Below are 23,560 nucleotides of genomic sequence, written 5' to 3'. Positions count from 1 at the left end.
AGTCTTCGCACCTTCCGCTCCAATCAACAGTTTTAAAAATCAGTAACAGAAACATTTAATACAGCAAATATTTCTCACGTACATCCATAAATTTTTCCAAGGCTGGCTGCCATTCTGCTTTCATTTCTTCTATTGATTTGCCTGCTTCGATGCCCGCTCGGATGGAACCATTTCCAGTAAGGTTATCGAAGAAGGAGATTCCGTTGCTTCCTGGTGTTCTAAACTGAAAGTCGTTTGGATACATATCGTGGATGGTTTTGACAATATATAATCCTGTTTCAAACGGCTTATAGGAATTGCGGTCGGTCACGTGAATCTGAATTCCATTACTTAGTTTATTAACAAACTTCGACGTTGTAGGCGTAAAGGAAGCTGCACGGAATGTGACCCCTGGCAAATGATAAGAATTTAGCTTTGCTGCCAGGTCATCGCTATTAATAAATGGTGCGCCAATTAATTCAAATGGCCGTGTCGTACCGCGGCCCTCGGAAATATTTGTTCCTTCAATCAGGCAGGCCCCCGGATAAACTAATGCCGTATCCAAAGTTGGCATATTAGGTGAAGGCATCACGAAATCTAATGGTGTTTCATCATAGTACATGTTCCGTTTCCAGCCATCCATTTTCACAACCGTTAAATCGGCGCCAATCCTGAATTCCTTGTTAAATAACTGTGCCAATTCCCCTACCGTCATCCCATGTCGAACTGGAATGGCGTATTCCCCTACAAAAGAGGAGTATTTATCTTCTAGAACCGGCCCTTCTATTTTTGCCCCGCTGAGTGGATTCGGACGGTCTAAAACGATAATAGGGATATTGTTCTCCTTAGCCGCTTCCATTGCTAAGGCCATTGTGTAAATATAGGTATAATAACGCGTCCCAACATCCTGGATATCAAATAATAAAACATCGACATTGCTCAGCATTTCTGGTGTGGGCTTTTTCGTATTTCCATACAAGCTGTAAACCGGAACCCCCGTTTTTTCATCAATATAGGACTCAACATACTGTCCCGCCTGTGCGCTGCCCCGGACACCATGCTCCGGGCCATATAAAGCGGTCAGATTGACATTCGGGTTGTTGTAAAGCAAATCTACGATACTATTAAGCTTTTGGTCGACCCCGGTTGGATTGGTAATCAATCCTACCCGTTTACCTTTTATTAAATCGATTTTATCCTGTAATAACACTTCCACACCCAAACGAAACTTTTCATTTTTCTTCTCTTTATCGTTTTTAGCAATGGCGGCCGTCACCGTCGAAAGGACCAGTATCAGAACAAGAATACTGGTAAACCATTTTTTCTTCATCCAAACCCCTCCCTTTCATTTTTTGAAAAATTAATACCCTAACCCATGGTCAAATCCGTATAATACACTTCCATCATGGTTGTAAATGGTAACTGGAAGTTTCCCTGTCGGCGTATTATCCCCGAAAATAGTGTCTGCTGCTGCTTCAAAACTGGCTGGTCTGAATCCATATTGAACAAGTGAAGCATCCACATTTGGATAGGACATGACGTCATATGGATTTCTGATTCCTAGAGCGATTACCGGTGCATCAGTTTCATTGATCAGCTGGTTGGTCATTAGCATTTGACCTGCACCTGGTGCCCTGCCACTAACGGAGGATGTATAGGTTCCAACAATAATATATTTTGCATCTTTTATTTGATTAAGCTGGTCGGTGGTTAGTGTTGTAGAAGTATTGATAAACGTAACATTTTCATGATGCTTTTTCACCTCGGCAAAAAGGGAATCAACAAAATAGCCTGAATAGCCGACTACAGCAATCTTATCTTCCTCCGCTGCATGTAATGGAAGAACTCCATCATTTTTCAATAACGTAATGGATTTAGCTGCGGCTTCTTTTTCGACCTGTTTATGTTCAGCAGACCCAACAACATTGATCGCATTAGCCACCTTCTCATTCAAGCTTTTTTCAGACTCAGCCTTAACAATGCCTCGATTCAATTTCAGCGTTAAAATACGCTCAACCGATTGTTCAATCCTATTCACCGGAATATCACCGGACCTTACTGAATTGTAAAGACCACTTGCTACCTCTTGGATTCCAACTGGCATTAACAGAATATCAGCGCCTGCTTTCACAGCACGAATGGCTGCATCAACCGGACCAAAATGCTCAGCAATTGCTCCCATATTCATCGCATCCGTCACAATGACACCTTTATAGCCCATATCTTCACGCATAAGGCCAGTTAATATTTTGTGAGAAAGCGTTCCTGGGACTGCAATTTCAGTGCCGTCTTTTTTCGAAATGGCTTTCGTATCGTCAATTTTCGGGAAAGTTACATGGGCAGACATAATCGCATCAATTCCGGCATCCATTGCCTGTTGGAACGGATATAGTTCTACCCTTTTCAAACGATCCATATCATGTGGAACTTCTGGCAGGCCTAGATGCGAATCTACGGCTGTATCACCATGACCAGGAAAATGCTTTGCAGTAGCTGCTATACCAGCTTCGTGCAAACCATTAAGATAGGCTTTTCCTAATTTGGCAACAAGCTCTGGATTTTCCCCGAAGGAGCGGACTCCAATAACCGGGTTATCAGGATTAATGTTTACATCCAATACAGGCCCAAAGTTCATGTTAATGCCCTCTGCCTTCAACTCTTCGCCAATGGCCTTTCCTACTTTCTCAGCCAGTTCTTCAGACCGTGCAGCTCCAAGCGCCATGTTCCCTGGAAAATCTGTCCCCGTCTGCAGGCGTGTCACTATTCCGCCTTCTTGGTCAATGGAAACCAGCATTCCATATTTCTCGGAAGCTTCCTGATAGGCATTGACAAGTTTCGTTGTCTGTTCAGCAGTTACCGTATTTTCACGGAATAATATTACACCGCCAAGATGATAGTCTTTTACCAGCTGGGCAATTTCCGGCTGCATCTCAGTTACGTTTTGGCCCTTCCAGGTACGAAAGTCCGGCATCAGCATCTGACCGACTTTTTCTTCGAGTGACATATGATTAATCGCGTTGCCAATAAGGTCATAGCGGCTTCCTTCCTCTTTATTAACAACGATGTCCTTTTGATTTCCTTTGAATTGGATTGAAATCTTGTCACTAAATAGACCATCCCCGACAGAAATGAACGTTTTACCGTTGTGGCCGGATAATGTAACCTGGCCTTCCTGATTGACGGTTGCTACGTTTTTGTTTGATGATTTCCAATGAAGATTGTTAGATGCCAGCATGAAATGCCCATCATCATATAAATGGAGCGCATTCAAATCTAGTTTGTTATCTTTGACCTCCCTGGAAACCTGTGGAACATTAAGGTCAATGATGAGATCCTGAATGCCTGAAACAGCCTCCGCTTTGCCTGCTCCTAAAAGCGGTGCTCCGGACAAAACCAGGAGCAATATCAAAAGCGAGTGAAACAAAATCTTTGGCACATTACGCATGTAGCTCTCCCCTTTTTTAATAGTCTCTTAAATTCCAGTCATTGTTAGTAAGTTTCAGTGCCGCTGAATTAAGTTCAGGATTCAAGACATACCAGCCTCGACCGTTTGTCGTTGAATCGGTTTTGTAAATAAAACGTAATTTTTCAGCTTCTTTTGGGACAGTTAGGGCTTTTTTCTCCCAGCCGTCGCTGGCACCGGTAAATTCCCCTATTTTTTCCCACGAACCATCTTTAAAAACTTCTACATTTCCGAAATCCCAGCCATCCTCAATCCTGTGCCAGGTTGAGAAAGTCAGTTTTGCATCCTCTTTGAGATGGAGATCAGCCTCCATTACTCTGCTTAGTTTATCGCCATATCCCGCAAACCAAGCTGATTGATTACCAGGAATTGAAACAGGAATGGAGTCAGCCACCTGCCTCGCAAACAATCTTCTCGTTTGATTTGTTGACACCGTATTCCTTGATGGATGTACACGGTTGGTCAATAAAATTGCAATTGTTTTATTTTTCGGACTTACGACAATCGATGTACCGGTATAGCCTGTGTGTCCAAAAGAATAGGTGCCTTCTGACAGGGCGTCCATGTACCAGCCTTGACCAAGCTCCCAACCAAGCCCGTGGTCATCTCCAGGAAACGCTTCGTTTTGATTTTCAAGTAAAAGTTTAACCGTTTCAGGCTTCAGGATTCTAACTCCGCCATATTTTCCATCATTCAAGAAAAGCTGGGCCAGTTTTGCAAGGTCCTCTGCGGTTGAAAATACCCCAGCATGTCCTGCCACCCCATCAAGTGACCAGGCATTTTCATCATGAACCTCGCCCCATACGAGACCGCGATTAGGAGTCGATTGGAATTCTGTAGCCGCAATCCGATTTTTCAAAGAGGCAGGCGGATTGTACATCGTGTCTTTCATGCCTAATGGATCGGTAATATTCTCCTTGACGAAAACATCTTGGCGCTTTCCTGACAACCTCTCTACTAATGCTCCTACGGTAATCATGTTTAGGTCACTGTATTCATAAGTGGTCCCAGGCAGATTCTTTAGCGGCTGCTGAAAAACGCTCTTCAACCGTTCTTCTCTTGAATGTCCTTGAGTATATAAAGGAATCCAAGCTGTAAATCCTGATGTATGCGTCAATAGCTGGCGGATTGTAACCTGCTCTTTTCCGTTTTGCCCAAATTCTGGTATGTACTTGGCAACCGGATCATCTAGCTGGAATACTCCCTTTTCATAAAGAATCATGGCGGATACAGCCGTGAAAATTTTACTAATGGACGCGAGGTCAAAAATGGTGTCAGTTTTCATTGGAATAGGTTGTTCCATTTCCGTAAACTTGCCATCAGTGTATTGAGCTGAATAACCGTAGGCAGTTTGTTTAACGATTTTTCCGCCGCGTGCCACAAAGGCAACGGCACCAGGCATGACTTTAGATGCAATCGCTTGGTTCATCACTTGATCAATTTCCTCCAGTGGTGCTGAAACCATACCGGCACCTCTAGCCGATCCAGGATGTAAGACGCTTGAATTGGGGATGACATTGGAATCCCACGAAAAAACAGGATGTGGTTTCTGAGTTGGGGAAAGACTTTCTTTTTCTTGCTTTTCAATCGTTGGAACAGGGGTAGTGTCCCCACTCGCAAAAACAGTGGTAGTCCCCAAAAATACAGTACAGATCGATGTGATGAAAAAAGTTTTTTTCGCCATACTTCCTCCCCTTATATGTTCTTTAATTTATTATCATAAGCGCTTCCATTATATCTTTAGCATTGGATACGCTTACAATTAATGATAGAAATAGATAAAAAGGTATAGTTGTCTATACCACTATAGGCCTATGAACCCCTTTTTCTAAACACTTAAAGTGATCCGTTTATCTATACATCAGTTCATATTTCCTAGTATTCTCTAAAATCAGTTGAATCTGGAAGCGAAGTTAGCGAAGACCCTGATCCAAAATAGTCAGGATCTCGCATTCTTTTAAATTAGAGATTTTCGTCCTCCAGAATTTGGTTGTAGCAAAATTCTTAATTTTATTATATAAACTAAAATTTCAAAAAACAATGGATTTTTTTGAATTTTTATTCCAATACTCTCTGACTGTTGGAATTTACTGCTTGTATGGCTTTTCCGAGCTTCTGAACTCCTGACTTAATTTCTTCCATACTTAGACCGCCAAAACCAAGCATGATCGGCTGATCAAAATGAGACGGCCTTTTCAGCCAAAACTTTTCCGTTAAATAAATCCTAATCCCAAATTCTTCAGCCTTCTTCACCAGTTGTATGGCGTCGAGGTCTTTTAACTCAAGTAATAAATGAAGTCCTGCTTTTTGCCCGATAACGTGGACTTTGTCCCCTAAATATAAATCAATAGCTTTTAACAGCGCAGCTTGCTTTCCTTGATAAATTTTCCTCATTTTTCGAATATGGCGGCCGAAATGACCTTCCTTCATGAATCGATAAAGAGCTTCTTGGATGAGCGGCGACACGGTTTGACTCAAAAAGAAAAGTTTGGATTGATAGATTTCAACCAGCGGCTCCGGTAAAACGATGTAGGTAACCCTGGCAGCAGGGAGGAATGCCTTTGAAAAAGTCCCTAAGTAGATCACTTTTTCATTGGTATCCAATGATTTTAAAGAAGGAATCGGCTGGCCTGCATAACGGAATTCACCGTCATAATCGTCCTCAATAATATAGGTTTGGTTCTTCTCAGCCCATTGCAGCAGTTTCATTCGTTTTTGAATAGGCAAAATCATTCCGATAGGAAACTGATGAGAAGGAGTCACATAAACACATTTGGCTGAGCTTTGCTCCAGTTCGGCTATATTGATTCCATCCTCTTCTAAGGAAATCGGAACGACTTCAGAGTTTTGGCTTTCAAACACATACCGAACTCCATCATACCCAGGATTTTCAAGGGCCACTTTAGAGTTTTGCAGCGAGAGCAGCTGAATCAACACATTAACCGCCGATTGGGTTCCTGCAGCAAGAATGATCTGATCCGGTGAGCAGCGAACCCCTCTGGCCTGAAATAAATAGGAAGCAATTTCACTTCTTAAACCAAAATGACCTTTTTTATCACCATAGGAGAATACTTCATGGCTGGGAGCATCTATGGCGGCCATCAAACATTTTTTCCAGACCTTTAATGGAAACCGTTCGAGTTCAATATCCCCATATTGAAAATCTATTAAATGATTTGTTTTACTTTCCACATGGTGGAGCTTTAATTCGTGTTGAACCTCTTGTAACATGGGCACCTCATCTAACTCCAAAACATACAAGCCGCTTTTTTCCCTGCTCTCCACATATCCTTCTGCAATAAGCTGCTGATATGCAGTATCAACGGTGTTTCGGCTAATATTTAAACTTTGAGAAAGCTCTCTGATCGAAGGGAGTTTTTCCCCTGTTAAAATCGACCCCTTTTCAATTTCCTCGCGAAAAAACAGATAGAGTTGTAGATAAATAGGGATATTAGTATCCTTTTTTAAAAATGGAGTAATCTGCAAATGAAACATCCCTTCTGACCCTGTAAAATATTTAAAAACTGTCACTTTTAGCAGGTACAATTTCCTTTTATTATGAGTGTAACATGATGCAGGAAAGGAAGTCAGCCCTATGATACCAATGAGACAAATGAAGTTAGAATGTACAGATCAAGATAAAATAAATCGTTTTCTGGATACAGAGAAAACAGGATTTTTAGGATTGGCCGATGGAGATGCGCCCTATACTATTCCGCTAAATTTTGTGTGGCTGGATGGTGCGATTTATTTTCATGGTGCAAGTGAAGGCCGGAAAGTGAATATAATTGAAAAAAATCCAAAGGCCTGTTTTACCGTCAGCGCTGACCTCGGCACGATTTCTGATCCAGTTCCCGCTATGACCGATACTGCCTATATGAGTGTGATGATTTTTGGTGAAGCAGAGAAAGTGAACAATCTGGATGAAGCCGTTTTGGCGATGCAAAAAATGCTGGATAAATATGTTCCGGGCTATTATGATAAAGCCTTATCAAGTTCACATGTGGAGAAATACCGCTCTTCTTTAGGAAGCAGGACAGCTGTTTATAAAATAAGAGCGGTGGAATTAACCGCAAAAGAAAACCCTGTTCAACTGGAAAAAATGTTTTATCAAGGGAGAAAAGTAAAAGAGGAATAAAACAAAAAAAGTGAAGACCATCGACGGTTTTCACTTTTTACATTGATTAATAAATTGGAGAGATTTTTTGCGGTTTCTTAGGTCTTCTAACCAGTTCTCCTCCACAATTCGGGCAGACATGATTCATTTCCTCCGTACAAGGAGAGCAAAAGGTACATTCATAGACACAAATATAAGCTATCGTATCGTCTTCAATCGAGGAATGACAACATTCACAGGTATTTCTCATTTCTAAGGCCATTATTTATTGCCCCTTTCTTATATAATTATAGGGAAAATATAACATTTTCTATTAGACTATATAAGTGACAGTTATCAAATAGGAAAGAGGGTCAGATTTTTTAAGATAACTCTGTTTGATAATATGAATATGAAAGGTGATATAAGATGAGTAAAGAAATGATAATTAAAGAAAAAATGAGTTTAATGGAATGGTCAAACACATTAAAGAACATTCCAGAAAGTTTATGGTTTAAACCCTTCAGAGAAGGGGCATGGGGAACTGCAGATGTCATTTCACATTTTATTTTTTGGGATCAATTTGTCATCAAAAATAGAATACATTTCTTATTAAACAATGAGGACTTTCCAAAGATTCTAATCGATGCAGATGAAATAAATAAACAAGCTTCCAATTATGCCCGATCAGGAATATTACAAGAAGAGTTAATTAATGAATTTATCTGTACAAGAAAAGAACTGGTTACATTGTTGAAAAAGATTCCCAGTGTGAAATTCGATCAGAAATATCCTAGAAAAGAAGATATGACACTCAATGACTATTTTTTAGGAATAATAGAGCATGATCTTAAGCATAAGGAGCAAATAGAATTACATATTAAAAATAAGTAATCCAAAAAACCCAAAATTAAAACCGATAAAGGTGTAATTTTGGGTTTTATGTTTCGTATGGATAGTTAGCCTTGTTTCATCGGCTTCGGCCTCATTTTTACTGCCAGCCAGAAACCGGCTGTTAACGAAAACGCATCAATTACGATAAGTACAAATGAGGCAGTATAGCCTTTATATACAGAACCGGCAATCAATGCAACAGTCAAAACGAGTCCGATAATCCGGTTGTATGTAACCCGTGTAAACAGCAAAACCAATAACCCTGGCAAAATGAAAGCCGAAAGGTATTCAATAAACGTAACCAAAGGGGCCCCCCCACCTTATTCGTATCTGTTTATTAATTCTAGAAATATATTCGTAAAATTGCAACATAAATATGAATCGTTAAAAGGATGAATGAGCTTTTGATCCTTGCTGGGTAGCAAAGCTTACCACCACAAAGCTGATTAAGGAGAGCACAACTGGCACGACCACGGTATGGAGGCCATAGGCATTCGGGTATAATCGGTCTAATAAAATATAAGAACCCATTCCTAAAACCATTGAGGTAATTGCTCCATATTTATTGCCCTTCCTCCAATACAGCCCCAAAATGACCGGCCAAATAAACACAGACTCCAAGCCGCCAAAGGAAAATAGATTCAGCCAAACAATTAAATCAGGCGGGGTCAACGCGAAAAAGACAACCAATATTCCAATAATGGCGGTCACACTAAAACTCACTTTTTTAATTTGTCCTTCACTTGCATGTGGCTTAATATAATTCAAATAAATATCCTTCACTATAGCAGAACTTACTAAAATCAGCAGGGCATCTACGGTCGACATTATCGCAGCCATCGGTGCCGCCAAAACAATTCCAGCAACAAATGGCGGCAGAACTTTCATCGTTAACATCGGCATCACGGTATCGCCAATTTTCACACCGGGGATGACCGGTCTCGCAAAAACGCCGATGAGATGCATGCCAAGCATAATAAAACCGACAACGATCGTTCCAATAATAATCGCACTATGCATGGCCTTGGAATTTTTATAGGACATCGCACGGACGGTGATTTGCGGAAGTCCTACAACGCCAACGCCAACCAAAATCCAAAAGGACGAAACATAGGCAGGGGTTAATTCGCGGTCAGCACCGAATGGACTGATTAAATTCGGATTTTCAGCCGCTAAATCGGAGATAATCTTTGGGATTCCCCCGCCCGCTTTGATCGTCGCAACAAGCAGAATCAAGGTTCCCATAAACATGACCACCCCCTGAACGGCATCCGTTAACGCCACCGCCCGGAAGCCGCCGACAATCACAAAGAGTAGAACCGACCCAACAAAAATCAACAGCGCATATGTATACGGCAGACCAGTCAGTGACTCAACAAGGCGGGCCCCGCCAATCCATTGAGCCGTCATCGAGGAAAAAAGAAAAATGATAATACTTGCCGCCGAGATGAGCACAACAGCTTTACTTTTATAACGCTCTTTCAGAAAGTCGATTAAGGTGATTGCTTTGTACTGACGGGCTACTATAGCAAATTTCTTTCCTAAAACCATCAGAACAAAATATCCGGTGGCTAACTGAGCCATCGCCAAAAGCACCCAGCCTAACCCCTTCGTGTAGGCAACCCCTGGACCACCGATAAAACTGCTGGCACTGCCGTATGTGGCTACCATCGTCATCGCCAGGATGAACCCGCCCATTTGCCGTTCTCCTAAAAAATATTCCTCAAGGAATGAATTGGATTTAAGGACAAATTTATTGGACCAAAAGCCGACAGCAAAAATAATAAACAGAAAAATAAGCAGTGGTGTAATGACAGCCCAATTCATTTCTCATCCCCCTCTTCGTCTTCAAACGGAACATCTTTAAATAAAAATTTCACCGCGAGTATGACAAGGACAATCATAATGATTGACCCTAAAATACAGCTATAAAAGAACCAGGCAGGCAATCCAAATATATACGAATACTGTTCGACTTTTGCAGAGCCAAGACCGTAACCAAAGCCATACCACCAAATGAAATTGATAACAACTAGGATTACACCTATCCAAGCTTCTCGATGGGCAATTTTAAAGCGCTTGTCCAATGTTTTTCCCCCTCATCAAAGAGTTATGTTATTTTTAACCAATACTGAACATTTTACCAAATATATTGAATCGGTAAAGAAAATAGCGCGAAAAACCCTATCAAGATATATCCTCGTGAAACAGTACAAATTTAATAATGTTACCTAAGTTAGCAAAAAAGAGCGTTAATCCTTCTTAATTAACGCTCTAATTCTTAGGAATATCCTGTTATTTCTGTAACTTAACCTCCAAAAATTTGGATTCACGAGACCAGTCTTCTTCTACGTAGGATTTTAGAATTAGGTTACTATTTGGATTAACAGGCTCATATTCCCAAGCAAAGGACATGGATTTATCAGATAATCTTATCGGGTTATAGTGGATGATTTCGACGCTTCCTTTTTCATTTGCTAGTTGAACAAAATTGGCCTGGAGAATCGGTTCTCCTTTGATGTCGAATTTCAAAAGGGTTCGGTCTTTTCTATACTCAATTCCTGTAATAATAATTTCATTTTGATCATTATAAGGTATCGTTATTGGAAAAATATCATTGGTGAGTGTGAACTTGTGCTCTTTAGGCGTATAATCTTTTTCCGACAAATCCTTGATTTTAAACAACTCAATATTTAGTTTTTCCGGGATGGATTTCATTGGTGGTAAGATGATGTTTCTAGTCATAGATGCCTTGCCATCCTTCAACTCTTTAATGGCACCACCAAATCCGCTCATTCCTCCCAAGAGTGTCTTATTTTCATCATAAATCATAAAATCGATATCGTTGATTTCTTTTTTAGGTGCCTTAACTTTAATATTAATGACACTGGATGCAGGTGTGAACCGTACTTCTTCTACGACTGCTTTGACTTCTTGCCAATCAACGGCCGTCATCGGAGAAAACTTAGCCGATTTAGCTGCAACATTTTTCATTTTTATAGGGAGATTAAAATTCCATTTGCCAGGCTGACCATGAACCTTTGTTACTTTTAAATTTAAAGAAAGCTGTTCTTGAAGGTTGGTTCCATCGAATACTTCCATAGAAATAATTCCTTTGTATTGACCATCACTATCTAGTTTTTCTTCTGCCTCTGATATAAAATTGAATTCCTTATTATTTAATAATGCCTGAAATTCAAACGGGGATTCATGCGACGGAAGGTCACTAGGCATCTCCAGATTATAAGCTAAGGCTAATTTTGTACCATCGTAAAACATATCCGTAAACGTTAGCATAATTCCCTTATCAGTAGCAGATTTTTGTACAGAACTAACAAGTCCTTTCTTATTCATTTCTACTAAAATAGGATCTGCTGACTTTTCAAAAAAGGAGCCCACAACTGGAATTTCACTTAAGACGGCTGCCATTGTAGGAGAAACAAATCCTGATCCTATGACCAAAAAGAATGCTGCTGCAATCGCCCCAACAGAGAAAAGAACTCTCTTCTTTATCGAAGGTTTTACCTTGTGCCTTGTTTGCCTGTCTGGTAATGAGCTTAATATGTCATCAATACCCTCACTAAAAAACTCAGGCACTTCTTCATGTTGTTTATTCTTGCCCCATTGCTTCAATAATTCATTGATATCATTACTCATAGCTGAACTCTCCCTTCTTCATGATCAACATCTAAAAGTGTCCCCAGCTTTTTGCGTGCACGATTTAAGCGTGACTTGACTGTGCCTTCTGGTATGCCTAACATAGTGGAAATTTCTTGGATGGAGAGATCATTTATGTAATGAAGTGTAATAACAACTTTGTAATTTTCTTCTAATAATTCCATGGCATTTTCTAAATCAACGAAATCACCCATTTTATGTTCGATGGCTTGCTCTCGTATATCATCCATCATGACAATCTTCTTGTTTTTTCTTAAGATATTATGACACTCATTAATAAGAATTCTGGTGATCCAGGTTTTAAAATACTTGGGTTCTTTTAAAGCAGCAATTGGCTGATATGCCTTTAAAATAGCCTCCTGTGCAGCATCCATACAGTCAGAATCTGCGGTTAACATTGATTTGGCAACATAATACAGGGATTTCTCAACAGATTTAATGATTCGAATGAATGCCTTTTTATCGCCCTGTTGAGCTAATACAACATCATTTTCCATTCTTAACACCCTCTTTCAATTACTTAGAGTAAAAAGAATCCATTTAAGTTCCCTTTATTGGAAATAAAAAAAACCCTATTAAAATGTATCCATTTAGTAAACACATTTCAATAAGGTTTTTTCATGTTATTTTATCATGGCCCCGCTTGGTCCAAGCTTGTAGCCGCCGATTTTGGTGTTGTAGGCCATGGCGCCGCTGCTGTAGAAGTAATACCAGGCTTTACCGATTTGTACCCAGCCGGTTTTCATCGCGCCGCCGCCATCAAAGTAATACCAAGTCTTACCAGATAGCAGCCATCCCGTCTTCATTGCTCCGCTGCTAGTGAAATAATACCAAGTCTTTCCTAGTTGCAGCCAGCCGGTTTTCATCATTCCATTTCCATTAAAGTAGTACCAGGTCGTTCCTAATTTCAACCAACCTGTTTTCATTGCTCCGCTGCCTTCAAAATAGTACCATACATTATTAATTTTTTCCCAGCCAGTTTGCATTTCGCCTTCGTTATCAAAATAGTACTTCACTCCAGCAATGGTTTTCCAGCCTGTTACATAATCACCGATTTCAGGATCGTAATAGTACCACTTTCCATCATATTTCTCCCAGTTAGAGGCTGTCTTGAACTTAATGACCATATCATGTGCCAGAGGTTGTCCTTCCGTGCCAGATATCGCGTCCTTTTTTATGGTGAGGGTGTAAGTTGTGCTGCCTTTTAGAAAGCCCTTAGAGACATATAATACATCGTCTTCCGTCCAGCCGGCAGCTGCAACTGCTCCCTCAGGTCCAGTAATAGAAATTTTCGTATCATCGATTAGATCAATGCTTTGATCAAACTGAAAACCAAAAAAGCTATCTAACTCTACATCTTGCACTCCATCATAGAAGTCGTCATAGTAATCAAATTCCGCAGTTTCTTCATTCCATGAGAGTGATGCTGCTTGAAGCAATTCCACCGCTTTCGCCGGTACCGGTGTGCTTGGTGTGCCTGGGTCACTTGGCGTTCCCGGATCACTCGGTGTGCCTGGATCGGTAGGCGTTCCTGGGTCACTAAGTGTGCCTGTTGTATTGGCTTCTATGCTTTCAATAAAATACCGGCCATTATTATCAAGACAAATAGCCGCCAATTTCCCATTTTGATAGTGAAGTTTTTGAACTTTAAGATCCGTTCTTATCGTGTTAATAAGTTGATTTGTATTATATTGATAAACATCAATTCCACCGCTCGCTTTTGCCGCGAAGGTTAATTGGTTTTGTAAATTAAACTCGAAATCGTTGTAACTTTTACCTAGACCAACGGAAAAGGACAGATCATGGAATTGATCATTGGCTAAACGAAAAACATATCCGTTATTATTGTATAAACTTAAACCATCGGAAGAGACTTTTCCAAAAGATGAGATCGGATAATCTTTCCCATACTGAGCAGAGCTATAGTGATTTTTTATTACGCCATTATCCACTTCGTAAGCAACCATATCTCTTGGGCTCAAATCCGTTGAAATCGAATAAACCCTAGAAGTTTCTGGACTGTAATAGAGATAGGACTTTTCACGAATGGTATTGTGAGATGAATTTAGAATTTCTTCTCCTCTGGCTAGGGAGTATACCTTCAAATCCTGCCACTGGCCAGATCCAGGTGCAATATAAGCATAACCGTTTTTATCAATGACCATATCGTAAGGATCCGTGTTAATGTCCAGGATTTTCGCAACCGTAAATGATTGTGTATCAATTTCGGCAATAGCTCCTGAAAAAGTACCAAACGTAGATGAGGTATGACTCATTTTCTGCTGCGTCACATACAGCTTGTCTTTATATACCTCCAACCGCTCTGCAGGGTAAGGCAAGGTCAGTGATTTCACTTCTCCCGTGGAAAGATTGGCCGCATAGATCGTCTTACTGCCAAGGCGCGACATATAGGCAACAGGTTTATTCGGATCGATTGCCGTATCATTAGGCTTAAACCAAATGTTGCTAATGGTGCCTTTTGGAGCTGGAGCAACCACGGTCCCCGATGACGGCTGTGTATCTTCAGCAATCGTTTCAATGAAATAATTGCCGTTGTTATCCAAATTGATGGTCACTAGATTCCCGTTTTGATAATGAAGCTTTTGAACATTTAGATCTTTTCTCAGCGAGTAAAAATACCTATTCGTGTCGTATTGGTAAACATCGATTCCACCCGTGGTGCTCGCTGCATAGGTTAAATCGTGTTCCAGACTGAACTCAAAATCGTTATACTTTTTACCTAAAGCAAAACGGAAATCCATATCTCCAGATTTAAAGGTGGTAAGGTCGTAAACCTTCCCATTAGTGTTGTACATGCTTACCCCATCAGGAGAGATTTTCAAATTGTCGCCTAATGAACTATCAGACGGAGCATCATACTGTGTTTGTATGACTCCATTAACCACTTCATAAGCCGAAAGGGATGGACTATCACCGTTATCAATTGAGTAAATCTTTGAAGTCCCAGCACTATAAAAGATTTTATTTTTTTCATACATTCGGGTATCCCCTTTTTGAGGAATTTCTTTTTTGTCCTTCATCGAAAATACCCTTACGTTATCCCATTGGCCGGAGCCGGCAGAAATATAAATATACCCCTTTTCATCCACCGCAATATCATATGGATCCTGGTCAATATCTAATGTGTTGCTGACGGTAAAACTATCAGGATCCACCTCGACAATTGTGCCAGAATAAGGACCAAAATTATACGTATCATGGTTCATTTTCTGCTGCGTCACATAAAGCTTATTATCATTAAAGTCTAATCTTTCCGCTGGATATGGCAGGTCTAGCCTTTTAATCTCACTCGAGGAAAAATTAATCGCATAAATCGTTTTGCTTCCCAGCTCTGTCGCATAAATGACAGGTTTGATAGGATCCACTACCGTGTCATAAGGCTTAAACCCTAGGTTAATCGGCCCGTTATTTTCCTCTGCCTGTACTGTTTTCCCGTGCACGAAAGGGCTTACAGTCGAAAATATCAATAAAAAAATCAAAACATACCGGCTAAAAGTCTTCAAAAACTAATCCTCCTAAACTACTAAATTAATACATTTATATTAGCATTTGGAGTTTAATTAAACTATTACCAAATTATTGGATATAATAAATAATTCCCGTAAACAAATAGGGATCAAAATAAAAGAGAATTTAATACAAATAAAACACCAGCATTTCACTGGTGTTTCTTTTTATTAGAGAGTTATTCCTCTTAAATCCGTGCTCCGTCTTCGCCAATTTGGTACCCATCAATCATGGTGTTCGTTGCCATATGCCCGTCGTTGTAGAAGTAGTACCATTTTTCCTCGCTTTCTACCCAGCCGGTTGCCATTGCTCCATCCTGGTTAAGGTAATACTTTTTCCCTTCTAACTCCAGCCATCCCGTCAGCATTGCGCCAGTCGTATCAAAGTAATACCATTTTCCTTTAACAGGAGCCCAGCCAGTTCGCATCACACCACTTGCATCGAGGTAATGCCATTTTCCGCCGGATGCCAGCCAGCCTGTTTTCATCGTACCGTTTTTATCAAAGTAATAGTTTTTCCCTTTAACTGTTTGCCAGCCTATTTTCATGGCGCCAGACTGGTCGAAATAGTACCAGTTTCCTTCATTCCATAACCAGCCGGTTTTCATTTCACCGTTAGACTGTAAGTAATACCAGCTGCCACCCTTACTTAACCAACCGGTTTTCATCGTACCATTTGTGTTCAAATAGTACCAGGCTGTACCTTGTTTCAACCACCCCGTTTTCATGAGTCCGTTTCCATCGAAATAATACCAGTCATTGCCTGATTTTAACCATCCCGTCCTCATGATACCTTTAGAATCTAAATAATACCAGTTGTTTACCAAGTGAAGCCAACCTGTTTTCTTGACGCCATTATCATCCAAGAAGGTCCATTTATTATTCGTATTCACCCAGCCCGCTTTAGAAGAAGCATCAGCTAACAACTCTTTAAATCGGGAGATCGTGATTGAAGGAGTGATTCCCTTTCTGCCAATTTGGAACGGATCGCTCCCGATCATGGCATTCTTGAACACAGTGGTAAAGGCTAATTTATAGCCGGTCGATTGTAACATCGCGATGGTCCGCTGATTATAGGCACCAAATGGATAGGCAAAATACTCTGTGTTATTAAGCAGGCTTCTGCTAGTCTGAAAATCTTTTAATATAACTGGTTCAGACTCGCTTAATAAGGCTGCTACTCCGTTGGTTGAGTAATGAAGCCCATTCGTATGGCTGCCAAACTGAAAAACATCCTTCATTTGTCTAACCTCAGGCCAGCTTAAAAACTGTAAAGCATCAGGATCAAAGCTAACGGGAGTATCGGATACACGGTTTGTAATCAAGAAAGCCGTGGCTTTAAATCCATATTTTTTTAAGACGGGATAAGCGTATAAATAATTGGTTTTATGCCCATCATCAAAGGTAATGACCACTGTTTTTGCCGGAAGTTTTTTCGTGCCTCTCATGTACGCATCAAATTCCGACATACTGGCAGTATAATAGCCCTGATCCTTTAAATATTTCATTTGTTCTTCAAATGCTTCTAGGTTAATAATACTAGGATTATCAGGGGAATGATTCTCGCTCTTTTTTAAAATATGATGATAAAGAAGAATGGGGGTACCGCCACTTGAGGCATGGGCCGTAATGTCATTAGAAACTAAAATAGCGCTCGTCAAAATGAAAAATAGTAAAATAGTTTTTCCGAATTTCATGATATGAACCTCTCATTATGTAATTATAAAGTAACAGTGCTTTATTACTATATCACCACTGCCAAAAATAGTAAATTAATAAAACACTATTCTTATATTAATATCTATTTTCACTTAAGGAATAATATGCAGAGTTGCTTTTGATGCGAAAGGAATGAAGAAAAAGAAAAAACCACGATTCAAATTTCAATCGTGGTTTTTGAAGAGCTCTTATTTTAATTACAGGTCCCATACGGGCTGGGGCAGCCATTGGCTGCTTTCTCTACTTGAATGGTGCTGTGTTCAATGTGAAACTCATCGTGAAGGATGCGCTGGGATTGGGAAAGAATATCATCATGAACTCCATCATCGGAGATGGTGATATGACAGCTCAAAACAGGATAGCCGGACGTAATCGTCCAAATATGCAAATCATGAACCTCCTTAACAAGAGGAATCTTCCTTAGTGCCTCCTTCACCTGCTTGATATCAATTTGCTCTGGAGCGCCTTCCATTAAGATATGGAAGGAATCCTTTGTCACGCGGTACCCGCTGACAAGAATCAACGCAGCAACGATGACACTCGCGATGGGATCAGCGATGCCCCAGCCAAAAAACATAATCAGGAGAGCAGCGACGATGGCCCCGACCGAACCAAGCATATCGCCAAGCACATGTAAGAAAGCGCTCCTGACATTCAGGTTTTCTTCCTTGTCGCCCTTCATTAAAATCCAAGCAGCGACAATGTTCACCACCAAACCAGTAATAGAAATCATCAGCATCCCTTTACTTTGAACCTCCGGCGGAGCGAGGAAACGTCCGATTGCTTCATAAAAAATATACACCGAAATGATGATTAAGGTTAATCCATTTAAGGCTGCGGCGATAATTTCAAAGCGTTTATATCCATAGGTTTTTTCCTGCGACCCCTGCTTTTCTCCAAGTTTTATGGCGTAAAAGCTTAATCCCAGTGCAGCCGCATCACTGAGCATATGACCAGCGTCCGATAATAGCGCCAAGCTGTTTGTCACGATGCCTCCGATCACTTCGACGATCATAAAGGCCGCTATTAATAGGAAGGAACTTAATAAAGCTTTTTTGTTGCTTGTATGTGCATGGCCATGTGAGTGACCGTGTGAATGACTATGATGATGGTGATGATGTCCCATGTTTATCCCCCCAGCTCTCATTGTAGAGTAGCTCTTTCTATTTCTAATGCTCTTTTCGTTAACTTTATTGATTTTAGAACTTATTAAGGATCATTTACAAAGTTTCTAGGCAATTTTCGCTAATGTTCCTACGAAAATATGCCACGAAGAATCATGTAATACGGTTGATGAACCTATACGAAAAACAACAACCTTTGCGAAAATAGCCACTTCTAAAACGAAAGAGTTACGATTAAGGTTATTGTCTCCTTTTTTTCAATCCATACGCTATTCTTTCACATTCAAATGTTCGTTTGATTATATCTTATTCAAATGGGGGTTTGAATGTCAATGAATTTTTCTTTTTTTGATGGGAATGGCCTCATTTAGCAATCTTCACAATTTCAACACTTAAAATCCATTTTTTCTGCAAATTTTAGCGTTACGATAGGCTGATAAAAGAAAGGAGTTGGAGAAAAAATGAAAAAGTTTGCGGTGGGAATTTTAAGTGCGGCTTTTATTCTTGGAGCAGGAACGGCTGTATTGGCAGCAGGAACAAACAACTCAGCCACTGGGTTTAGCTTTGAAAAAATGCTCCCCTTTATGCAAAAAATGCATCCTGATTCAACTAAGCAGGAATTAAAGGATATGTACAAAGCATGCCATGGTAAAGGCGATATGATGGATGACAGCACTCAAAAGGAAATGGGCAGTAAAAATATGATGAGCAACTTTTAATTTTATGATATGAGAAACTATTTAATCAGGTTCGGTCACAATTCTCTTCTTATTGTGACCGATGAACTCACTTATTTCTTGTAATGTGCACCATGAACATTCTATGAGGACAGTTTTTGTTTTTCTACAGAATTTTTATGTCCTCATGAACGATTTCAAAAACCGTTTCCTAACAAAAAAACAACGAGAACTCGTTGTTTTTTGTATTTATAAAGACCAATAGGCTATCGTATCAAAGATTCCTAATAGTAACATCAATATCCCAGCAAGCCTTCCAACCACGGTGCCGAACTTTCTGCTTTTCTTCATTAGAACACCACTGCCGCCAAGATACCAAATGATTGCAATAACGATTAATAGTGGAATGGCTGTCCCGAGTGCAAATATTGGCGGAAGAATAAACCTATAGGGACTGGACAACACCAAAGGCATTAAGGTAATAAAAAATAAAACAAACATGGTTGGGCAAAAAGCAAGGGAAAAACTAAATCCAAGCATAAAGGATCCAAACGGATTTTCATGTTTGTACTCTTTTAACCCTTTAAATACGTTCCTTTTAATTTAATAACCCCAATCATAAACAACCCAACGACTATCAGTAATGGCCCCATCAATTTTCGCAGCCATGGAAAATAGAATACTAGATTTTGTTCTATTCCCTTTCCGAGCTGCCACACTAAAATACCTAATAAAGAAAAGGCAGCAATTTTACCAAACGTGAACCAGATAACATCCTTCCAAACAATATTCTTTTGAACGGAGCGGTTCCCATATAACGTAACAGCACTAATATTTCCAGTTAACTGGCACGGAGCCAAGGAACCCACAAGGCCCAAAATAAAGGCAAAGATAATGGGCCAGGATTCCAGACTATTTGCCATATTAAAAAATGGTTCGCTTAATACTGCACTAATTTTACTTAATATGCCGTACATGTAATCACCCTATTGATTTTTACAAAAGACACCGTCAAACATCGTAACAGTGCCTTCTATAATACAATTATAATTAAACCCTGTGCATCATAGGTAGTGAAAATAAGTATTGGAGAATATACGGCATGCTTCCCACATTTCATATTTGTTCATACATTTGTAAATTCCCATTCACGATTAGGCTTAAAACTCTCAAGGCCTTCTGCACAGATTCTGCACAAATATGTCGTACTATGAATGAATCACAAAGCTTAAGGAGGCAGCAAAAGTGAAAATAATACGAACTACCCTATTTCTTCTTACCCTGGTCCTTGCCGTATTTTTAGCAGCTTGTTCCAATGGTGATACGGAAAACCAACATGCAAATATGAGTCAGGGTAGTAACTCTGAAAAAGGAAAAAATTCCAGCACAATGGACCATGAAAGTATGGAAGGCATGAATCATTCTGGTTCAGGTGAGGTTCCAAAAGGTTTAAGACAGGCCGAAAGCCCAACCTTTAAAGTTGGCAGTAAAGCTATTATTAATGCGGATCATATGGAAGGGATGAACGCAGCTGAAGCAACAATTGTTGGTGCATTCGATACTACTGTGTATACAATTTCTTATAATCCAACCACTGGTGGGAAAAGAGTTACAAATCACAAATGGATTATTCATGAAGAAATTAAAGATGCCAGTGAAAAACCGTATAATCCAGGTGATGAGGTTATTGTAGAGGCAGATCATATGGAAGGGATGCAGGGTGCAACGGCAGTAATCGATTCAGCCGAACAAACAACAGTCTATATGGTTGATTACACGCCAACCAATGGCGGGGAAAAAGTGACTAATCATAAATGGGTTACAGAAAGTGAGCTTTCAGCGAAATTAGAAAAATAATAAAATGCAGTAAAAAGCTCTGCTCTGACATCATTTCTCAATGGTCAGAGCTTTTTCATGTAATTTAGTCACCTATTTCATCAAGAATGCGAGTATAGTTTAAGGCTTGCATATCTTACGAATACAAGCGGTATGAAGAATGCTAGGAAGCTAAGAATAAAATCGAAAACTAAATGATTAGTTTGAATGATACCAGTATTTTTTAAAACGAAATAATAAACAATAAACACAGCCATCATAACAAAATTCCATATTTGTCGGGCATTCACCATACCTATCAAAGCGAGTATCGAGCTAAATATTATCGCATTTATACTATTAACCGCTGCACTGTCCCGGTTTAACTGTTCAATCCATTCAACATGAAACGTTTTCGTTCTAAGTAGTCCATAAAGAAGGATATTTAATTGAACATATATGGCAATACATAATGAAAACAAAGTTCCATAGGTTAGCCATTTTCCCGGGGCATTCGTTAGCCTCCTCCACCATACTTTAATGACTGGAAAATAAAAAATAAGGATGCTAAATGTATACCCTATCTTCCACCAGTTCGGTTTATATACACCCCACTTTGTAAACAACCATTCAACCCCTGCAAAAAAGCCTGCCAAAATAATACTCCAATACCATTTACCATTACGGGCTGAATACAAAAGGGCAAATGCCGGCAGGATCAAGCCATTAACTATGGCTCCAAGATGTGTATCATACCGATTATTGACAATTCCAGGGTGATAAATATAAGCCTTTCCCCACACATAAATCAGGTAGTCGAAAAACATCGTTACTCCAGAAACGGCAAAAAAGAGGATAAAGATGAGAGGACTTCTGGATTTCCAATAGGCAGAACCTACCGCAAAAATAGTTAATATAAGAAGAGTAAAATAAGACCACATTCCGATACTCAAATAGATTCCCCCGTCGTCCTTTAGAAATATTTTCAGTATCTGAAATTGGTTTTATACCACAGTTCTTCATATTAACTTATTATCTGCAATAGTGAACCGCCCACTGCTCCTACGATTACAATTACCCAAGGTGGAAGCTTCCAATAAACCAACATAAAAAACAATATGGCAGCAAAAGCAAAATCATTAGGTGCTTGGATTGAATTAGTCCAAATCGGATTATAGAAGGCGGCAATTAAAATTCCAACAACGGCGGCATTTACACCCATTAAAGCTCCTTTAATTTTGGGATTACGTCTTAACGTGTTCCAAAAAGGCAAGGTACCAAAAATAAGAAGGAAGGCAGGTAAGAAAATGGCCGCTGTCGCAAGGATTCCACCTTTCCATCCATTGATTATTGTCCCTATGTAGGCAGCAAAGGTAAACAGAGGTCCCGGTACGGCTTGGGCTGCCCCGTATCCAGCAAGGAATTCTTCTTTAGATAACCAATGGGTGGGTACAAATTCTTTTTCCAGTAATGGCAGTACGACATGACCGCCTCCAAAAACTAATGAACCCGATCGATAGAAACTATCAAATAAAACAATCCAATTTGATGATGTAATCGAGCGTACAATTGGTAATACAATCAGCAAACAAAAAAACAGTGATAAACATATTAAGGCAAAACGGTTTGACAGTGGGAAATGAATTGTATTTGGCTCCTCATCATCATCGTGTTGCTTATAGATAACAAAACCAGCTATTGCAGCTAATACAATAATACCTACCTGCATGTAAGCAGTCTGCCATAATAACGTACTCACTAGGGCAAATAAGGCAATGGTCTTTCTATGAATATCAGGAGTTAATTTAGATGCCATCCCAATTATGGCTTGGGCAACGACAGCCACGGCCACAATTTTTAAACCATGGAGCCAGCCTGTGTCATTTATTTGCAAGCCTTGAAGGATGATGGCAAAGAGTATTAAGGCGATCATTGAAGGAGCGGTAAATCCAATGAATGCGAATATGCCGCCTAGAAGGCCGCCACGGATAACCCCGACTCCAATCCCAACTTGACTGCTCGCCGGTCCGGGGAGAAATTGACACAAAGCCACTAAATCCGCATAACTTTTTTCATCGAGCCATTTTTTCCGCTTAACATATTCTTCATAAAAATAACCTAAATGCGCGACGGGACCGCCAAAAGAGGTTAAACCGAGTCTCGTTGATACCAAAAGGATTTCAAGGAGCGATTTAAAATTTTGGTTGTGGTTCACTATTTTTATCTCCTTTTTTAGATTCGCCGATAAATAGCTCAAAATCGCCGATAAAATGAAAAATTCGCCGATAAACTATTTAAATTCGCCGATAAGTTGCGATTTTTCGCCGATAAAGCTCTAATAGAGTGCCTAATGTAAAAGATTTACTTTGATTATATTAGAATAAAGTAAGAAATCATAAAAATTTAATAAATTTTTTAGAAAAATAGCTACTTTAAAGAAAAAGAAGAACCTCCAAGGCTCTTCTTTTTCAAATCAAACTATTTTTTCAATGCGTCATCTTTCCCTGCAAGCCAAAAACCTGTTGTTATTGCCGCTATCACAATGATAAATGGAGCATAAAAGATGAAAAAGTTAGTCAGCATTCAAA

At 39.8% G+C, this 23,560-nt stretch carries 20 protein-coding genes and 1 pseudogene; 4 read left to right on the top strand and 17 right to left on the bottom strand.

Features of this window, described 5'->3' with window-relative positions; all coding sequences use genetic code 11:
• Positions 1-55 precede the first annotated feature (55 nt).
• From V7161_RS09650 to V7161_RS09635, 4 genes are all read right to left on the bottom strand, one after another.
• Positions 56-1,309 (bottom strand): exo-beta-N-acetylmuramidase NamZ family protein, encoded by a 1,254-nt coding sequence (locus V7161_RS09650; RefSeq protein ID WP_335444546.1) that lies wholly within the window; start codon positions 1,307-1,309, stop codon positions 56-58.
• Positions 1,310-1,339: 30 nt separating this feature from the next.
• Positions 1,340-3,424, bottom strand: coding sequence for a glycoside hydrolase family 3 protein (locus tag V7161_RS09645; RefSeq protein WP_335444543.1), 2,085 nt, complete (start codon positions 3,422-3,424; stop codon positions 1,340-1,342).
• Positions 3,425-3,440: 16 nt separating this feature from the next.
• Entirely contained in the window at positions 3,441-5,126 is a 1,686-nt protein-coding gene (locus V7161_RS09640; RefSeq protein ID WP_335444541.1) for a serine hydrolase domain-containing protein, read from the bottom strand.
• A gap of 374 nt (positions 5,127-5,500) precedes the next feature.
• Positions 5,501-6,937, bottom strand: coding sequence for a PLP-dependent aminotransferase family protein (locus V7161_RS09635; protein WP_335444538.1), 1,437 nt, complete (start codon positions 6,935-6,937; stop codon positions 5,501-5,503).
• A 100-nt stretch (positions 6,938-7,037) separates the two neighbouring features.
• Between V7161_RS09635 and V7161_RS09630 the strand changes: the two genes are divergently transcribed.
• On the top strand, positions 7,038-7,580 hold the full coding sequence (locus tag V7161_RS09630) for a pyridoxamine 5'-phosphate oxidase family protein (RefSeq protein WP_335444536.1): 543 nt from the start codon (positions 7,038-7,040) through the stop codon (positions 7,578-7,580).
• Positions 7,581-7,626: 46 nt separating this feature from the next.
• Here the strand turns inward: V7161_RS09630 and V7161_RS09625 are convergent, their stop codons facing one another.
• Positions 7,627-7,821, bottom strand: a complete 195-nt coding sequence (locus tag V7161_RS09625; RefSeq protein WP_335444533.1) for a DUF1272 domain-containing protein — start codon at positions 7,819-7,821, stop codon at positions 7,627-7,629.
• 146 nt (positions 7,822-7,967) lie between these two features.
• Between V7161_RS09625 and V7161_RS09620 the strand changes: the two genes are divergently transcribed.
• Entirely contained in the window at positions 7,968-8,432 is a 465-nt protein-coding gene (locus tag V7161_RS09620) for a DinB family protein (RefSeq protein WP_335444531.1), read from the top strand.
• A gap of 65 nt (positions 8,433-8,497) precedes the next feature.
• On the opposite strand, the gene V7161_RS09615 is transcribed toward V7161_RS09620, so the two are convergent.
• From V7161_RS09615 to V7161_RS09580, 8 genes are all read right to left on the bottom strand, one after another.
• The gene (locus V7161_RS09615) at positions 8,498-8,737 is read right to left on the bottom strand and encodes a CsbA family protein (RefSeq protein ID WP_335444528.1); all 240 of its coding nucleotides are present in this window, start codon (positions 8,735-8,737) and stop codon (positions 8,498-8,500) included.
• Between the two features lie 79 nt (positions 8,738-8,816).
• The gene (panF, locus tag V7161_RS09610; protein ID WP_335444525.1) at positions 8,817-10,259 is read right to left on the bottom strand and encodes a sodium/pantothenate symporter; all 1,443 of its coding nucleotides are present in this window, start codon (positions 10,257-10,259) and stop codon (positions 8,817-8,819) included.
• The gene (locus V7161_RS09605) at positions 10,256-10,519 is read right to left on the bottom strand and encodes a YhdT family protein (protein ID WP_335444523.1); all 264 of its coding nucleotides are present in this window, start codon (positions 10,517-10,519) and stop codon (positions 10,256-10,258) included. The genes panF and V7161_RS09605 overlap by 4 nt, the downstream gene beginning before the upstream one ends.
• A 208-nt stretch (positions 10,520-10,727) precedes the next feature.
• Positions 10,728-12,089: a DUF4179 domain-containing protein gene (locus V7161_RS09600; RefSeq protein WP_335444521.1), complete on the bottom strand. Its 1,362-nt coding sequence runs from the start codon at positions 12,087-12,089 to the stop codon at positions 10,728-10,730.
• Entirely contained in the window at positions 12,086-12,607 is a 522-nt protein-coding gene (locus tag V7161_RS09595; RefSeq protein ID WP_335444519.1) for a sigma-70 family RNA polymerase sigma factor, read from the bottom strand. The genes V7161_RS09600 and V7161_RS09595 overlap by 4 nt, the downstream gene beginning before the upstream one ends.
• Positions 12,608-12,733: 126 nt before the next feature.
• Positions 12,734-15,634: a hypothetical protein gene (locus V7161_RS09590; RefSeq protein WP_335444517.1), complete on the bottom strand. Its 2,901-nt coding sequence runs from the start codon at positions 15,632-15,634 to the stop codon at positions 12,734-12,736.
• 191 nt (positions 15,635-15,825) lie between these two features.
• Complete coding sequence (locus V7161_RS09585; protein WP_335444514.1) at positions 15,826-17,334, bottom strand: polysaccharide deacetylase family protein; 1,509 nt, start codon at positions 17,332-17,334, stop codon at positions 15,826-15,828.
• A gap of 215 nt (positions 17,335-17,549) precedes the next feature.
• Entirely contained in the window at positions 17,550-18,482 is a 933-nt protein-coding gene (locus V7161_RS09580) for a cation diffusion facilitator family transporter (protein WP_335444511.1), read from the bottom strand.
• A 459-nt stretch (positions 18,483-18,941) separates the two neighbouring features.
• Here V7161_RS09580 and V7161_RS09575 point away from each other — a divergent pair, with 459 nt between their 5' ends.
• Positions 18,942-19,199 (top strand): hypothetical protein, encoded by a 258-nt coding sequence (locus tag V7161_RS09575; protein ID WP_335444509.1) that lies wholly within the window; start codon positions 18,942-18,944, stop codon positions 19,197-19,199.
• A gap of 207 nt (positions 19,200-19,406) precedes the next feature.
• Here the strand turns inward: V7161_RS09575 and V7161_RS09570 are convergent.
• Positions 19,407-20,134 (bottom strand): annotated as a pseudogene (locus tag V7161_RS09570) (urease accessory protein UreH domain-containing protein).
• Positions 20,135-20,402: 268 nt separating this feature from the next.
• Between V7161_RS09570 and V7161_RS09565 the strand changes: the two are divergent.
• The gene (locus tag V7161_RS09565; protein ID WP_335444506.1) at positions 20,403-21,014 is read left to right on the top strand and encodes a YdhK family protein; all 612 of its coding nucleotides are present in this window, start codon (positions 20,403-20,405) and stop codon (positions 21,012-21,014) included.
• Between the two features lie 80 nt (positions 21,015-21,094).
• Here V7161_RS09565 and V7161_RS09560 read toward each other — a convergent pair whose 3' ends face one another.
• The 3 genes from V7161_RS09560 to cydS all read right to left on the bottom strand — a co-directional run bounded on the left by V7161_RS09560 (position 21,095) and on the right by cydS (position 23,552).
• A complete protein-coding gene (locus V7161_RS09560; RefSeq protein ID WP_335444502.1) occupies positions 21,095-21,925 on the bottom strand; it encodes a hypothetical protein in 831 nt (276 codons plus the stop codon).
• A gap of 71 nt (positions 21,926-21,996) precedes the next feature.
• Positions 21,997-23,196, bottom strand: a complete 1,200-nt coding sequence (locus V7161_RS09555; RefSeq protein WP_420491601.1) for a chromate transporter — start codon at positions 23,194-23,196, stop codon at positions 21,997-21,999.
• Between the two features lie 254 nt (positions 23,197-23,450).
• A complete protein-coding gene (cydS, locus tag V7161_RS30395; protein ID WP_420491600.1) occupies positions 23,451-23,552 on the bottom strand; it encodes a cytochrome bd oxidase small subunit CydS in 102 nt (33 codons plus the stop codon).
• Between the last annotated feature and the right edge of the window lie 8 nt (positions 23,553-23,560).

It is taken from the genome of Neobacillus drentensis (assembly GCF_036965425.1).
Taxonomy (GTDB): Bacteria; Bacillota; Bacilli; order Bacillales; family Cytobacillaceae; genus Neobacillus; species Neobacillus drentensis_F.
The sequence above is the reverse complement of the archived record's forward strand: the minus strand, read 5'-3'. Positions and strand labels throughout refer to the sequence as shown.